Source organism: Aliiruegeria lutimaris, assembly GCF_900099935.1.
Lineage (GTDB): Bacteria > Pseudomonadota > Alphaproteobacteria > Rhodobacterales > Rhodobacteraceae > Tropicimonas > Tropicimonas lutimaris.
The window spans coordinates 1-14,998 of record NZ_FNEK01000040.1; the positions used below are offsets into that span (position 1 = coordinate 1).

Sequence of the window (14,998 nt, forward strand, 5' to 3'; positions counted from 1 at the left end):
CTCTCGATCACCTCGGCCACCTGAGCGTCCGATACCGTGCGGGGCCTTCCAGGGCGATATTCGTCGGTCAGACCCTCGATCCGGTCCTTCACGAACCGCCTGCGCCACTTGCCCACCGTGTGCTCATGCACCCCAAGTCGCGCACCGACCTCCTTGCTTTGAAGCCCCTCCGCACAGAGCAGGATCATCCGACACCGGTCCGACAGCGAGCGCGGAGCCTTGTGCCGTCGGATCTGAGCCTCGAGAAAGCTGCGCTCATCGGCACTCAGAATCACCTCGTCTGCAACCCGGCCAACCATATCATCCCCCCGAAATCACTCGGATCAATGATACGAACTACAGTTCCAGGTGACTAGCGACGAAGAGCATCAGCATGAATGCGGTTTCCATGGTGCGGTGGTCCTTTCTGGTTGGCAGCGGTGCCGCAGAGGCCTGTTTCAGCGCATTTTCAGGATGTTGGGTTTTATGATGGGCGGGAATGCCGGCTGCCCGAAAATATCTTCAAAATCAAAATTTTATGGGATGTCTTGGCAGTCCGTAGGGGAATCGAACCCCTCTTTCCAGGTTGAAAACCTGGCGTCCTAACCGATAGACGAACGGACCATACCGGCGTGGCGGTCTTACTAGCCAAGGATTCGCGGCATTGCAACCCGGATTTGCAAGTGATCGGCACAAGACAAGGCGAATGTTTTCAGAGGCGTTCCTTTGGCGCGGGCTGCTTTAGATTCCGGTGCGCTGCAGCCATGCTGTCAAGGCGGTTTCGGACCATCTCGGCGGGCTCGCAAGCGCGGCGCGTTTGCAGGCTCACATGGATCAGCAATTGCTCGGCGGTGGCCATTTCCTCGCCGGAAGCGTTGAACATGCGATGGAACAGGCGCAGCTTCTTGCCGGAGCCGTCGAGGAGCTGGCTGCGGACGACAATACGCTCCCCGGCCTTGGCTTCGTTGAGGAACCGGATGCGGATATCGACAGTGAAATAGCTCAATCCACCCGCCACGTAATCGGCATCCGCCCCGATGGCCGCCATCATTGCATCGGCGGCATCCGAGAAGGCCTGTCCGAAGCGGCTCTCGTTCATGTGGCTGTTATAATCGGTCCAGTCGATAGGCACGATCCGGTCAACCGTGGTGATCGGCCCCTCCGCTTGCGCGAGAGCGGGCAAGGTGGCCTCGTGCTCCGAGATCAGCGCGCCCGCTGCCGCGCCGCGGGCCTTGAGCGCGCGCATCATGGCGACGAGATTATCGTCGCGCAGGCGTTCCAACTCGCGGATGGAGAGATGGCCGGATTGTGCGTCCGATTGCCCGGCGATCAGCTCGACCAGCTCGTCGGTGAATTCGGGCACGTCCATGAGCTTGGTCCATGGCCATTCCAGCGCCGGGCCGAACTGGGCCATGAAATGTTTCATACCCGCCTCGCCACCGGCAATGCGGTAGGTTTCGAACAGGCCCATCTGCGCCCAACGGAGACCGAAGCCGTAGCGGATCGCGTTGTCGACCTCCTCGGTCGTGGCGATGCCGTCCTTGACCAGCCAGAGGCTCTCGCGCCAGACGGCTTCGAGCAGCCGGTCGGCGATATGGGCGTCGATCTCGGCGCGCACCATCAGGGGATACATGCCGATGGAACGCAGGATGTCGGCGAAGGCCGGGGTGCCGCCGACGATCTCGACAAGCGGCAACAGGTAGACAGGGTTGAAGGGATGGGCCACGAAAATGCGCTCGGGATGCGCGCGGCCCTCTCGCAGCTCCGACGGTTTGAAACCCGAGGTCGAGGACCCGATCGGCAGGTCCGCAGGCGCGGTGGCCTCGATCTCCTCCAGCACCATCTGCTTGAGAAAGAGCCGCTCCGGCACGCTTTCCTGCACCCAGTCGGCACCGTCGATGGCCTGGGTGATGGTGTCGACCTTCGTGAGTTGACCTTCGGGCGGGAGCGAGCGGTCATAGAGCATGGGCAGCGCATGGCGGGCATTGGCCAGCACCGCGCCGATCTTGCGCTCCGATTCCGGGTCGGGATCGAATAGCCTCACGTCCCAGCCGTTCAGGAGGAAGCGCGCGGCCCAGCCGCCGCCGATAACCCCACCGCCAATGATCGCCGCTGTCTTTGTCATGCAAATCCTCAGTCGATACACATTTCGTATTCGCGGCCCTCATCATCCAGAAAGACGTGACAGCCGAAGATGGGGCTGTGCGTGGAACATGTCCGCGTGTTGGCCATGCACATTCCGCTGCAATCCGTTTCCGCATTGCATGCCTTGCCAGCGTCGGGTGTCGGCAGCGTGCAGATGGGGTTCGGATTGAAGGCTCCCGCTACGCCCCAGTGCCCGCCTTGCGCAGCGCATTCCGCCGCTCCGGCGTCGTCAACCTCCGATTGTGCCTCTTCGGTCTGGCAGGAGGCGAGCGCGAGAAAGGCAAGGCCCACACGAAAATAACGTAGCATTTCGGGTCTCCCTTCGGCCTCGACCCTACGAAAGCGGAGCCCGCTTCTCCAAGCCGAGCCGTTGCCGCACGGCCTCGGGGCCGACAACCTGTGCGCCCATCCCCTCGATGATCCCGCGGGCACGCTCCACGAGCTGGGCATTGGTTGCCAGAATACCCTTTCCAAGCCAGAGATTGTCCTCAAGCCCGACGCGAACGTTGCCACCCGCCAGCACGGATGCGGCGACGAAGGGCATCTGGTGGCGCCCCAGCGAGAAGGTGGACCAGGTCCAATCTTTCGGCACATTATTTACCATCGCCAGGAAGGTGTTGAGGTCGTCCGGGGCGCCCCAGGGTACGCCCATGCAGAGCTGCACGAGGGCAGGGGAAGTGAGCACGCCCTCCTCCACAAGTGCCTTGGCCAGCCACAGGTGGCCGGTGTCGAAGGCCTCGATCTCGGGCTTCACGCCCAGCTCCGTCATCATCGACCCCATTGCGCGCAGCATGCCGGGCGTGTTGGTCATCACGTAATCGGCCTCGGCGAAATTCATCGTGCCACAATCGAGCGTGCAGATCTCAGGCCGGCATTCGGCGATATGGGCTACGCGTTCCTCAGCGGAGATCATGTCGGTGCCCGGCTGCAAGGGCAGGGGAACGTCGGGACGGCCGAAGACAAGGTCGCCCCCCATGCCGGCGGTCAGGTTCAGAATCACGTCGACCTCCGAGTCGCGAATCCGCTCCGTCACCTCGCGGTAGAGCGCCTTGTCGCGCGCCGGGGCGCCGGTTTCGGGGTCGCGAACGTGGCAGTGGACTATCGCCGCGCCGGCCTTCGCGGCCTCTATGGCAGACTGGGCGATCTGTTCGGGCGAGCGCGGCACATGCGGGGAACGGTCCTGCGTTCCGCCCGATCCGGTCACGGCGCAGGTGATGAAGACCTCGCGGTTCATTTCGAGGGGCATGGGCGATCCTCCTTGGGGGGTTCGACAGAGGCTAGACGGATTGACCGGCTTGTTTGTGCCCGATTAACTGTAAATATGCCGGATTGGATCAAGCCTTCGCAGAAGAGTTGGCAAGTCGGGGTGCTGCTCTTCGAGCGGTTCTCGATGCATTGCCTGTCCAACACGGTCGAACCGCTGCGCGCGGCCAACGAGCTTCTGGGGCGGAGGTTCTATCGGTGGGACGTTCTGACGCTAGACGGGGCGCGGGTCAGCTCGTCTTCGGGTTTCACCGTGACGCCCGATCACGCGCTGTCCCGCGGGCCGGGGGGGGACATGCTGTTCGTGCTGCCCAGCTATGGAGCCCGGTCGTTGGCGACGCCGGGCTGCAACCGGGCGCTGCGCGGGGCGGCGCGACGTTTCTCCACCCTTGTCGGGCTCGACATGGGAAGCTGGTTGCTGGCCGAGGCGGGCCTGCTGGACGGCTATGAGGCAACGATCCATTACGACGAACTCGACGCCTTTTCCGAGCATTTTCCCGAAGTTCATGCACGCCGCCGCCGCTGGGTGAAGGACCGGAATCTTTGGTCAGCGGGTGGCGCGGTGGCGGGCTATGAGTTGATCGTCGATCATCTTGCCGAAACGCACGGGGCGGCGCTCTCGCTCGAACTGGCCTCGCTCTTCATGCATTCCGATGCCGAGGCGCCGCGTTTCGACATTCCCTCGCAGAGCGATCGCTATGTCGCTCGCGCGCTTGCGGAAATGGAGGCGCATATCGAGGAGCCCTTGCCGATCGTCGCGCTCGCCAGCGCGGCCGGCTGCCCGCAGCGGGAACTGGAGCAACGATTCTCGCGTCGGCTCGGGGCGACGCCTCGCAAGGTATATGCCCGGCTGCGGCTGAACGTGGCGCGACGGCTGCTGCAGGAGGGGCGTATGCGCACATCCGAGGTGGCTCTTCGGTGTGGGTACACGAATTCCAGCGCCTTCTCTCGCGCCTTCAGGCGGGAATTTGGGTGCTCTCCGAGGGAGTTAAGACCCTGATGGGGGAGCGGGGCGACAGAATGCGCCGCCGGTTTCTTGGGCAAGATGTTGACGGGCCATTGCATCCCAAGCGGTTTGGTAGTCAAATCCGCGCCACCTGCCCGCGACGCGGGCAATACCAACTTGGGAGAGTTTTCATGAAAATTTCGCGGACCGTCACCGCGGCGCTTCTTGGCGCCACCGTGATCGCCGGCGCTGCCTCGGCTAAGACCCTTGTCTATTGCTCCGAAGGCTCGCCTGAAGGTTTTGACCCGGCGCTCTACACGTCCGGTACCACCTTCGATGCGTCTTCGCACCCGATCTACAACCGCCTCGTCGAGTTCGAAACCGGTACGACCAACGTTGTCCCGGGCCTGGCCGAGAGCTGGGAATCTTCCGAAGATGGGCTGGAATACACCTTCAACCTGCGCAAGGGCGTTAAGTTCCATTCCAACGACGCCTTCACGCCGACGCGTGATTTCAACGCCGACGACGTGATCTTCTCCTTCGAGCGCCAGTGGAAAGAAGAAAACCCATATAACCAAGTTTCCGGCGGAACCTGGGAGTATTTCGGCGGCATGTCCATGCCGGACCTGCTGAAAGAGATCGTCAAGGTCGACGATTACACCGTGAAATTCGTGCTGAACCGTCCGGAAGCCCCGATGGTTGCGAACCTCGCGATGGATTTCGCCTCGATCCTGTCGGCAGAATATGGCGATGCGATGCTGGCCGCCGGTACCCCCGAGCAGCTTAACCAGGCGCCGGTCGGCACCGGCCCGTTCAAGTTCGTGGCCTACCAGAAAGACGCCGTGATCCGCTATGCGGCCAACCCCGATTACTGGCAGGAGCCCTCCCCGCTGGAGAACCTCGTCTTCGCCATCACGCCCGACGCCTCGGTGCGCTACCAGAAGATGAAGGCCGGCGAATGCCACGTGATGCCCTATCCGAACCCGGCCGATCTCGAGGCCATGTCCACGGATGAAGACATCAACCTGCTCCAGCAGGAAGGCCTGAACGTGGGCTACCTCGCCTATAACGCGCAGGTTGCGCCCTTCGACAACCCGAAGGTCCGCAAGGCGCTGAACATGGCGATCGACAAGAACGCCATCATCGACGTGGTCTTCCAGGGCGCCGGTGTGGTCGCCAAGAACCCGATCCCGCCGACCATCTGGTCCTATAACGACGCTGTCGAGGACGATCCCTACGATCCGGAAGCCGCCAAGGCTGCTCTGGAAGCCGAGGGCGTGACCGACCTGTCGATGAAGATCTGGGCGATGCCGGTGCAGCGTCCCTACAACCCGAACGCCCGCCGCATGGCCGAACTGATGCAGGAGGATTTCTCCAAGATCGGCGTGGATGTCGAGGTGGTTTCCTACGAATGGGGCGAGTACCTGTCGCGTTCGAAGGAACTGGACCGCGACGGTGCCATCCTTCTCGGCTGGACCGGCGACAACGGCGACCCGGACAACTTCCTGGCTGTGCTGCTTGGCTGTGACGGCGTCGGCAAATCGAACCGCGCCCAGTGGTGCAACGAAGAGTTCGACGCGCTGATCCAGAAGGCGAAAGTCACCTCCGACGTGGCCGAGCGTACCAAGCTCTACGAAGAAGCCCAGGTTGTGTTCAAGCGCGAAGCGCCGTGGGCCACCATCGCTCACTCGACCGTCTTCATGCCGGTGCGTCCGGAAGTCGAGGGCTACAAGGTGCACCCGCTGGGCGGGCACATCTTCTATGGCGTGGATCTGAAGTAATCCACCAAATGGACCGGGGCGGAAACGCCCCGGTTCTTTCTTTGCCCAACCGGGGCGACGGGATGGCCGACGTGGACGGGGGCGCTGCCCCCGGAGCTCTTCGAACTCTCCCCCGGGATGTTTGAGGAAAGATGAAGGAAGCAGGTTCGTACCCGTTTTTCACCTTTCTCCAAATATCTCCGCCGGAGGCACGATCTTCCCCCGGAAGATCGTTTTCGGCCCTCGGGAGCAGCAATTCGGACGCCTCTGCCGCTTTTTGCTCACTATCCAACAAGGTTTGCCATAATGGACCGCTACTCCGCGCTTCGCCAAACGGCTCGGCAGCTTGGTGTTGACGCCATCGCCCTGGTGCCGGGACCGAATTTCGAACGGCTCTACAACAAGTCGTTTCACAGCCACGAGCGGCCGCTTGTGATCGTTGTTCCCGCCGAGGGGCCCCCGGCTGCTGTCGTTCCCAATCTGGAACTGAAGAGCTTCGAGGCGCTTGGTTTCGAAGGCGCGGTCTTCGATTGGCGCGACCAGGTTGGCTATGGTGGGGCATTCGAGGCGTTGGCCGCCCATCTGCCGCTGACGCGGCTCGCCGTAGAAGGGCAGGTGATGCGCGTCTTCGTGCACCAAGCCTTGAGCGCTGCGAATCCTGGGCTCGAAATCGTCGATGCCGAACGGGAGATCTCGGGCCTGCGGCTGGTAAAGACGCCCGAGGAGATTTCGATCCTTGAAGAAGCGATCCGGATTTCCGAGACCGCGCTGTCCGAGACAGTGGCACAGGTCCGTGCCGGCCAGACCGAGCGCGAGGTCGAGAACCTGTTGACCATGGCGCTGTTTCGCAATGGCGCCGAGGAGCATGCGTTCGGTCCGATCGTGGCCTCGGGCGACAATTCGGCCAAGCCGCATGCCCATTCGCGCATCGATTACGCGATCCAGCCCGGCGATGCGCTTCTGTTTGATTTCGGGGCGAAATTTGGCGGGCTAAACGCTGACATCACCCGTACGTTCTTTGTCGGACATGCACCGGAGGAGGCTGCCGAGCTTTACCAGGCGGTGCTGGCGGCCAATCTCAAGGGACACGAAATTACCCGCGCCGGCGTCACGGCCCATGAGGTGGACGATGCCTGCACCACGGTATTGGAAAGCTCGAAGTTTGCGGATCTGATCCGCCACAAGACCGGCCACGGACTCGGCCGGGCGGTGCATGAAGCGCCGCAAATCATGCGCGGAAACCACGAAAAGCTCGACTCCGGTATGGTGTTTACCATCGAACCGGGGCTATACCGCGCCGGATCTATTGGGGTGCGCATCGAGGACGACGTGCTTGTCACCGACACCGGGTGCCGCTCTCTCACCACCTATCCCAAGAACCTTACGGTAATAGGATAATGCTGAATTTCCTTCTGTCCCGCCTGTTGACGTTCATCCCGACTTTCATCGGCGTGACACTCATCTCCTTCTCCTTCATCCGCGTGCTGCCGGGCGATCCGATCATCGTCATGGCCGGCGAACGCGGCATGAGCGAGGAACGCTACAACGAACTGCGCGCGCAGTTCGGCTTCGACCAGCCGCTTTTTTCCCAGTACTGGGATTACATGACGGGCGTGCTGCAGGGCGACCTCGGCACGAGCTTCGTCACCAAGAAGCCCGTGTTCGACGAGTTCTTCGCCCTCTTCCCGGCGACGCTGGAACTTTCGCTCTGCGCGATCACGTTGGCGATCCTGCTCGGTATCCCGGCAGGCGTCATCGCGGCGATCAACCGTGGCAAGTTCTTTGACCGGGCGCTGATGTCCTCGGCTCTGGTCGGTTACTCGATGCCGATCTTCTGGTGGGCGCTGCTGATGATCATCGTCTTTTCCGGCATTCTCGGTTGGACGCCGGTCTCCGGACGGATCTCGCTGATGTTCTATTTCGACGATGTCACCGGCTTCATGCTGATCGACAGCCTGCTCTCGGGGCAGGCGGGCGCCTTCAAATCGGCGGTCAGCCATCTCGTTCTGCCGACCATTGTTCTGGCCACGATCCCGCTCGCGGTCATCGCGCGCCAGACGCGTTCCGCCATGCTCGAAGTGCTGGGCGAGGACTACATCCGCACCGCGCGCGCCAAGGGCCTTCCGCCGTCGCGGATCACTTATGTCCATGCGCTCAGGAACGCGCTGATCCCGGTCATCACCGTGATCGGCCTGCTGGTCGGCACGTTGCTGGCCGGCGCCATCCTGACCGAGACGATCTTCTCCTGGCCGGGTATCGGCAAGTGGATGGTCGACTCGATCTACCGCCGCGATTACCCCGTCGTGCAGGGCGGCCTGATGCTCATTGCCGTCATGGTGATGGTCGTGAACCTGACCGTGGATCTGCTCTACGGCCTCATCAACCCGAAGATCCGGAAATCCTGACATGGCTGAAACAACCCTATCCGTTGAACGCCCGGGCCGCCTGAAGGAATTCTGGTACTATTTCCGGGAGAACCGTGGCGCCGTAATCGGTCTATATGTTTTCATCGGCGTGTTCTTCGTGGCCGTCTTCGCCCCGTGGCTCGCCCCCTATGACCCGACCGAGCAGTTCCGTGAACACCTGCTGCAACCGCCTGCCTGGCAGGAGGGGGGCAGCTGGGCCTATGCGCTCGGCACCGACGCGCTCGGGCGCGACCTGCTTTCGCGGCTGATCCATGGCGCGCGCTTCTCCTTCTTCGTGGGCGTGGTCGTCGTGGTCATCGCAACCACGGGTGGGATCACCATCGGTTTGCTGGCGGGCTTCGCGCCGAAATGGCTCGATACCATCATCATGCGCCTGATGGACGTGATCCTGGCCTTCCCCTCGTTGCTGCTGGCGCTGGTGCTGGTTGCCGTGCTGGGCCCGTCGCTGATGAACGCCGTCATCGCCATCGCTATCGTGCTGCAGCCGCATTACGTGCGCCTGACGCGGGCCGCCGTGATCTCGGAACGGCACAAGGACTACGTGACCTCGGCCAAGGTGGCCGGTGCCGGCCGCTTCCGGATGATGTTCATCACCGTGCTGCCCAACTGCCTTGCACCGATCATCGTGCAGGCGGCGCTGAGCTTCTCCAACGCCATCCTCGACGTGGCCGCCCTTGGCTTTCTCGGCATGGGCGCGCAGCCGCCCACCCCGGAATGGGGCACCATGCTCGCCGAGGCGCGGGAATTCATCCTGCGCGCCTGGTGGGTCGTCACCTTCCCTGGCCTTGCCATCCTGATCACGGTGCTGGCCATCAACCTGATGGGCGACGGTCTGCGCGACGCGCTCGATCCCAAGCTGAAGAGGAGCTGACGACATGTCCTTGCTTGAAGTCCGCAACCTCTGCGTCGATTTTGAAACCACGTCGGGTCGCTTCCGCGCCGTGGACGGGTTCGACCTGACACTCAACCCGGGTGATATCACCGCAATCGTGGGCGAATCCGGCTCCGGCAAGTCGGTGGCTTTCCTCGCCATGATGGGGCTGCTGCCCTGGACCGCGACCATCACCTCGGACGTGATGAAATTCGACGGGCATGACCTGAACGTGATCACGCCAAAGCAGCGCCGGCAGATCATCGGCAAGGACATGTCGATGATCTTTCAGGAACCGATGACCTCGCTCAATCCGTGCTACACGGTCGGTTTCCAGATCAAGGAAGCGCTGCGCATCCATCTTGGCATGGACCGCAAGGCGCGCCATGCCCGCGCCATCGAACTGTTCGAACAGGTCGGCATCCCGGCACCGGAAACCCGCCTTTCCGCCTTCCCGCACCAGATGTCGGGCGGCATGAACCAGCGGGTGATGATTGCCATGGCGATCGCCTGCAAGCCCAAGATGCTGATCGCCGACGAGCCGACCACGGCGCTCGACGTCACCATCCAGGCGCAGATCCTCGAACTGCTCACCTCCTTGCAGGAAGAGACTGGCATGGCGCTGGTGCTCATCACCCATGACATGGGCGTGGTGGCCGAGACGGCACAGCAGGTCTCGGTGCAATATGCCGGGCAGAAATGCGAACAGCAGGAGGTGACGGCGCTCTTCACCCGCCCGCATCACCCCTACACGGCCGCGCTCCTGGCCGCGCTGCCGGAACGTGCCACCACCAAGCATCTGCCGACCATCCCCGGCGTCGTGCCGGGGCAGTTCGACCGGCCAAAGGGCTGTCTCTTCAGCCCGCGCTGTTCGATTGCGACGGATCTCTGCCGGGAGGCGCCGCCCCCCGTCGGCGGAGCGGAGATCGGATTCGCGCGATGCCACACGCCCATCAATCTCAACGCGGAGGAGACCGCATGAGCGAACCCGTCCTCATCGCCGAGAACCTGACGCAGGAATATGTGCTCAAGGGCGGCATGTTCGGCCACGACCGCATCGTCCGGGCCCTGACCGGCGCCTCCTTCAGCCTGGAGCCGGGCAAGACGCTGGCCGTGGTAGGCGAAAGCGGCTGTGGCAAGTCCACGCTCGCGCGCTGCATCACCATGATCGAAGAGCCGGTCGCCGGCTCTTTCGTGCTCAACGGAACAAAAGCAACCCCCGAGAATTACAAGGAGTTGCGCACAACGGTTCAGATCGTCTTTCAGGACCCTTATGGCTCGCTCAATCCACGCCAGCGTTGCGGCCAGATCCTCGAAGAGCCGCTGATCATCAACCATCCCGAAATGTCGTCGGCCGAACGCACCCGCCGGGCGCGGGAAATGCTGGAACTGGTGGGCCTGCGCCCCGAGCATTACGACCGCTACCCGCACATGTTCTCCGGCGGCCAGCGCCAGCGCATCGCGGTCGGCCGCGCACTGATGCTGGAACCCAAGGTGCTGGTGCTCGACGAACCTGTATCGGCGCTGGACCTTTCCATCCAGTCCCAGATCCTCAACCTGTTGGTGGACCTGCAGGAACGCCTTGGGCTGGCCTATCTCTTCATCAGCCACGACCTCTCGGTGGTCAAACACATCGCTGACGACGTGATCGTGATGTATCTCGGCCGCCCGGTGGAAGTCGCCGCCAAGGAAGCGCTGTTCGAGCACCAGCGCCACCCCTACACCAAGGCGCTGCTCTCCGCGACGCCCATGGCGGACCCGACACTGCGCAAGCAACGGATCAAGCTCACGGGCGAACTGCCCTCGCCAGTGGACATCCCCCCCGGCTGCCCCTTCAGCCCGCGCTGCTGGAAGGCAACGGACAAATGCCGCACGGAACGTCCCGAACTGGATCAGGGCGCCCACCGAGCCGCCTGTCATTTCCCGGAATAGACCGGCACATCACTGCAATCATCTTTCCGGAAATATCCCGGGGGGAGCGCTTGCAAAGCGCGCGGGGGGCAGCGCCCCCCGTCCGGCTTCTCCACCTTCCAATGACGTCCGCCCCCGTGCGATGGGCCTCACAAGCCGCTCATTTCACGGGCAAGCCGTCTGTTCGTTGCGAAAACCTTTTTGGATCGAGTGAAACGGTTGCTCGCGGGCGCGGCCCTGCCTAAAACTGGTGGGGTAGCGCAAACAGGGTCATCCCGACCACTGCGGGATCTTGGGGAGAACTCGGTGTATTCCAATCCACCGGGACAGATGCAACCAGAGCTTGCCGAAATGACGGCATTCTCCCAGGCCTTCGAAGCGTGGGAGGCCACGGCTTGCGTGGCCGACTTTCCCTACGCGTCGGTGTTGGCGCTGTATCACAAGCTCGGAAAGCATTTCGTGCCGGAGCCGGTGACGGACTGCCTGATACGGGCACGCGAGGCGCATGTACCGGCCGGTGGAGCGCCGCGTTTGAGCGCCTTTCTGGACTGCATGTTGGACAAGAGCGATGACCGTTACGACTACGCCAGTTATTGCGCGCTTGAACTGCTGGAACTGCCCTGCGGTGACCCCGTCGCCCTGACCTTGGATGAGATCGCGCGGGAGCGCGATATGGCGCTGCTGGCCCTGCTCGGGGACCTTGTCGGGTTCGAATGGCGTGCATTGCAGGGGCAGGAATCCCGGCTGCCACAGATGCGCCCCGATGCGGCGCTTGCCAGCAAACGGGTACAACGCGTGCTGGCGGCGATGCGCCCCTCGCTTTTGCGTTTGGGCTGTTCGAGTCACGCTTTGCCCGGCAAGATCGATGTGCAAGGGTTTCTCGACTGGCGGCAGGCCGTCTTGCCCGATGAGTGCCGGACAAGAATGGCGTTGAGCATCCTGCCGGTGCACGTCGTACATGACGAGTACCTCTTCCTGCGCACCCTTCAGGCCTTCGAGGCGAATTTCGCCTGGATCGCGGTGCTCCTGCGCGGCGCGCTTCATGCGCTGGAACGCGATGGCGAAAGCGCATTGGAAAGCCTCGAACAGGCCAACGGCTACCTGCGCGAGACAGCGCGGCTCTTTCCCTTGCTTGGCACCATGCAGATCGCCGCCTTCCACGATTTCCGCCGCTTCACCGAGGGCGCCAGCGCGATCCAGTCGGCCGGCTACAAGAAGGTCGAAGCGCTCTGCCGGCGGCCGGATGAGGAGCGCTTGAATTCGATCGCCTATGCCGCCGTGCCGGGCATTCGGGACGCCGTGCAAAACGGGCAACCCACACTGGAAGAGGTCTATGCGCGGGCATGCGCGCGGCGCCATCTGTCCGTGGCCGTTCTGGGCAAGATCGAAGCGCAAATGGGCCTTTTCGCAAGCCAGTTGCTGCGCTGGCGGCAGGCCCATCTGCAACTGGCGCGGCGTTTTCTCGGGGAGCGGGGCGGCACCGGCTATACCGAAGGCGTGCCCTATCTCGCATCGGTAAAGGACATTCCGGTTTTTCGGACCGTCCCGGCGCGTTCCTGAACGCCGCGGTTCCGTGCCTAGAAAACCCTGTCCACTTTCCCGACCGCCCCGGCGATGCGGCGCGCATTGGCGAGGTCGTTTCCGCGCGCGCGGGCTTCGGCCTCCTCCGGCGTGTGGTCGTGATTGACCCACCGGCGCACGAGGCGCTCCAGCAGGATCGCCTCGGGGATGTCGAGATAGCAGGACAGGTCCCACAATTCGGCGAGGCGGTTCCAGGGGGCTTCGGCGAAGCAGAGGTAATTGCCCTCGACCACCGCGATCCGGTCCTTCGGGCCGATGGCGATCGCCCCGGCAACCGAGAGGTCGCGGCCGCGATCGAAGGTCGGCAGGATGACCTCCTCCTCTGTCTTCAGGCGCCCCATCGCGTGGATGAACCCCATCGCGTCGAAGGTCTCTGGCGCGCCCTTTCGCGGCAGCAGCCCGCGCGCTTCCAGCAGGGCATTGTCGAGATGGAACCCATCCATGGGCACATTCACCGCCCCCGCGCCGCGGGAATTGAGTTCTTCCACCAGATCGCGGGCGAGGTGGGATTTTCCCGAGGCCGGCGCTCCGGCAATCGCGATCAGGCTCCGGCGCCCGGACGGCTGCACGCCGGTGATCTGGTCGGCAAGTTCAAGCAGACGCTTTCGGTTCATATCCTCCCCCTTCCTTTGCGGACCGTACTCGCAGCCGGGCAATAGCGGCAAGTGACGGCCTCGATCTATCTGCCCGTTCGGTGGGCGCTTCGCATCTAGCGGAGATTCCGCTGCCGGAACATGGGGCATGATGCGCGCCAAGGACGGTCGGATCTGCCATTCGCGCGGCCCGGAAAATTCATTGCATGTTGACAGCTTAAACGCACCTTTTCATTGTTCCCTTCTGGATTAGGGGGTGCACCGTGACGACAAGCGACGGGGACAGTAAGCCCAACAGGGAGGCCGTCGCTTCCGTGCGCGGGTCAAACCAGAGCGGGTTGCGTGCCCATAACGAACGTCTCATCCTGTCGCTTCTTCGCAACAAGGGGCCAATGCCAAAGGCCGAGATCGCGCGGGTGACGGGGCTGTCCGCCCAGAGCGTTTCCGTCATCATGCGCGGGTTGGAGCAAGAGGGGCTGCTGGAACGGGGCGAGGCCATTCGCGGCAAGGTCGGCCAGCCGTCGGTGCCGATGCGCCTGTCGCCGAACGGTGCATATTTCTTCGGGCTCAAGATCGGACGGCGTTCGATCGACCTGCTGCTGGTCGATTTCATCGGCAACGTCCTCGGGCGGACCCATCTGGCCCACGCCTATCCGACCCCGGGGGAAGTCATTCGGTTCGCCCTGTCTTCCGTCCAGGAACTGCGGAAGAAATTGTCGCCCGAGCAGGCCCCGCGCATTGCCGGGCTTGGCATCGCGATCCCGTTTCGCCTGTGGGACTGGGCGGTCTCCATCGGGGCTCCGGCCGAGGAAATCCGCGAGTGGCAGAACCGGGATATCCAGCAGGAACTATCCGAGGCGCTCGATTTCCCCGTCTATCTTCAGAATGACGCAACCGCGGCCTGCGGAGCCGAGCTGATTTTCGGAACCGGGCCGAAGCCGCCGGATTTCCTGCATTTCTTCATCGGCTATTTCGTCGGTGGCGGGCTGGTGTTGAATGGGCGTCTCTTTGTCGGGCGCACCGGTAACGCCGCGGCACTCGGCTCCCTGCCGATCCCCGCGCTCGGGGGCGCGCATCTCCAGCTTGTCGATGTCGCCTCGCTCTCGGTGCTGGAAGGGATGTTGGCTGATCAGGGTGCGGCGGCCGTTTCCGCGCTCTGGGACAATCCGAAGGAATGGAATTTCAACGGGGAGGTGGTCGATCGCTGGATCCGCGATGCCAGCGCCGGACTGGCCTATGCAATTGCCGCCTCGGCCTGCGTGGTCGATTGTGATGCGGTCCTGATCGATGGCTGGATCCCTGACGACATCCGGGGGCGTCTCGTCTCGCAGACCAAAGCGGCGCTGCGCCATCTGGATGTCAGCGGGATCGAATTGCCGCGGGTTTACCCGGGCACGATCGGACCGGACGGGCGCGCATTGGGCGCCGCCGGCCAGCCGCTCTCGAACCGTTACCTTGTCGATCTCAACGCGATGCTCAACACCGGGTAGAACGGCCCGTTGATCCAGTTGCCGGGCGCCGCT

General features: G+C 63.1%; 14 protein-coding genes and 1 tRNA gene. 9 read left to right on the forward strand and 6 right to left on the reverse strand.

Annotated features, from left to right (window positions below; all coding sequences use genetic code 11):
* The 5 genes from BLR85_RS17315 to bcoG form a co-directional block, all read right to left on the reverse strand.
* The coding region (locus tag BLR85_RS17315) for a helix-turn-helix domain-containing protein (RefSeq protein WP_139188436.1) at positions 1 to 299 on the reverse strand (299 nt) is incomplete at its 3' end.
* 229 nt (positions 300 to 528) lie between these two features.
* Positions 529 to 603, reverse strand: a tRNA-Glu gene (locus BLR85_RS17320).
* A gap of 88 nt (positions 604 to 691) precedes the next feature.
* Complete coding sequence (locus BLR85_RS17325; RefSeq protein ID WP_093159233.1) at positions 692 to 2,104, reverse strand: carnitine 3-dehydrogenase; 1,413 nt, start codon at positions 2,102 to 2,104, stop codon at positions 692 to 694.
* A gap of 8 nt (positions 2,105 to 2,112) precedes the next feature.
* Positions 2,113 to 2,433: a hypothetical protein gene (locus BLR85_RS17330; RefSeq protein ID WP_093159238.1), complete on the reverse strand. Its 321-nt coding sequence runs from the start codon at positions 2,431 to 2,433 to the stop codon at positions 2,113 to 2,115.
* A 25-nt stretch (positions 2,434 to 2,458) separates the two neighbouring features.
* On the reverse strand, positions 2,459 to 3,370 hold the full coding sequence (bcoG, locus tag BLR85_RS17335; RefSeq protein ID WP_093159242.1) for a 3-dehydrocarnitine:acetyl-CoA trimethylamine transferase BcoG: 912 nt from the start codon (positions 3,368 to 3,370) through the stop codon (positions 2,459 to 2,461).
* Between the two features lie 75 nt (positions 3,371 to 3,445).
* On the opposite strand from bcoG, the gene BLR85_RS17340 reads away from it, so the two are divergent.
* The 8 genes from BLR85_RS17340 to BLR85_RS17375 all read left to right on the forward strand — a co-directional run bounded on the left by BLR85_RS17340 (position 3,446) and on the right by BLR85_RS17375 (position 12,861).
* The gene (locus BLR85_RS17340; protein WP_093159247.1) at positions 3,446 to 4,387 is read left to right on the forward strand and encodes a GlxA family transcriptional regulator; all 942 of its coding nucleotides are present in this window, start codon (positions 3,446 to 3,448) and stop codon (positions 4,385 to 4,387) included.
* A gap of 137 nt (positions 4,388 to 4,524) precedes the next feature.
* A complete protein-coding gene (locus tag BLR85_RS17345) occupies positions 4,525 to 6,114 on the forward strand; it encodes an ABC transporter substrate-binding protein (RefSeq protein WP_093159251.1) in 1,590 nt (529 codons plus the stop codon).
* Between the two features lie 285 nt (positions 6,115 to 6,399).
* Positions 6,400 to 7,491, forward strand: coding sequence for a M24 family metallopeptidase (locus BLR85_RS17350; RefSeq protein WP_093159256.1), 1,092 nt, complete (start codon positions 6,400 to 6,402; stop codon positions 7,489 to 7,491).
* Positions 7,491 to 8,498 carry an ABC transporter permease subunit gene (locus BLR85_RS17355; RefSeq protein ID WP_093159261.1) on the forward strand — a complete coding sequence of 336 codons (1,008 nt, stop codon included), beginning with the start codon at positions 7,491 to 7,493 and terminating at the stop codon, positions 8,496 to 8,498. The genes BLR85_RS17350 and BLR85_RS17355 overlap by 1 nt, the downstream gene beginning before the upstream one ends.
* 1 nt (position 8,499) lies before the next feature.
* Positions 8,500 to 9,390: an ABC transporter permease subunit gene (locus tag BLR85_RS17360; protein WP_093159267.1), complete on the forward strand. Its 891-nt coding sequence runs from the start codon at positions 8,500 to 8,502 to the stop codon at positions 9,388 to 9,390.
* Positions 9,391 to 9,394: 4 nt separating this feature from the next.
* On the forward strand, positions 9,395 to 10,372 hold the full coding sequence (locus tag BLR85_RS17365) for an ABC transporter ATP-binding protein (RefSeq protein WP_093159270.1): 978 nt from the start codon (positions 9,395 to 9,397) through the stop codon (positions 10,370 to 10,372).
* Entirely contained in the window at positions 10,369 to 11,322 is a 954-nt protein-coding gene (locus BLR85_RS17370) for an ABC transporter ATP-binding protein (protein WP_093159273.1), read from the forward strand. The genes BLR85_RS17365 and BLR85_RS17370 overlap by 4 nt, the downstream gene beginning before the upstream one ends.
* A 285-nt stretch (positions 11,323 to 11,607) precedes the next feature.
* Positions 11,608 to 12,861, forward strand: coding sequence for a tryptophan 2,3-dioxygenase (locus BLR85_RS17375; RefSeq protein WP_139188437.1), 1,254 nt, complete (start codon positions 11,608 to 11,610; stop codon positions 12,859 to 12,861).
* A gap of 17 nt (positions 12,862 to 12,878) precedes the next feature.
* Here the strand turns inward: BLR85_RS17375 and BLR85_RS17380 are convergent, their stop codons facing one another.
* On the reverse strand, positions 12,879 to 13,496 hold the full coding sequence (locus BLR85_RS17380; protein ID WP_093159282.1) for a nucleoside/nucleotide kinase family protein: 618 nt from the start codon (positions 13,494 to 13,496) through the stop codon (positions 12,879 to 12,881).
* A 242-nt stretch (positions 13,497 to 13,738) separates the two neighbouring features.
* Between BLR85_RS17380 and BLR85_RS17385 the strand changes: the two genes are divergently transcribed.
* Positions 13,739 to 14,965 (forward strand): ROK family transcriptional regulator, encoded by a 1,227-nt coding sequence (locus tag BLR85_RS17385; RefSeq protein ID WP_244520765.1) that lies wholly within the window; start codon positions 13,739 to 13,741, stop codon positions 14,963 to 14,965.
* Positions 14,966 to 14,998: the final 33 nt, after the last annotated feature.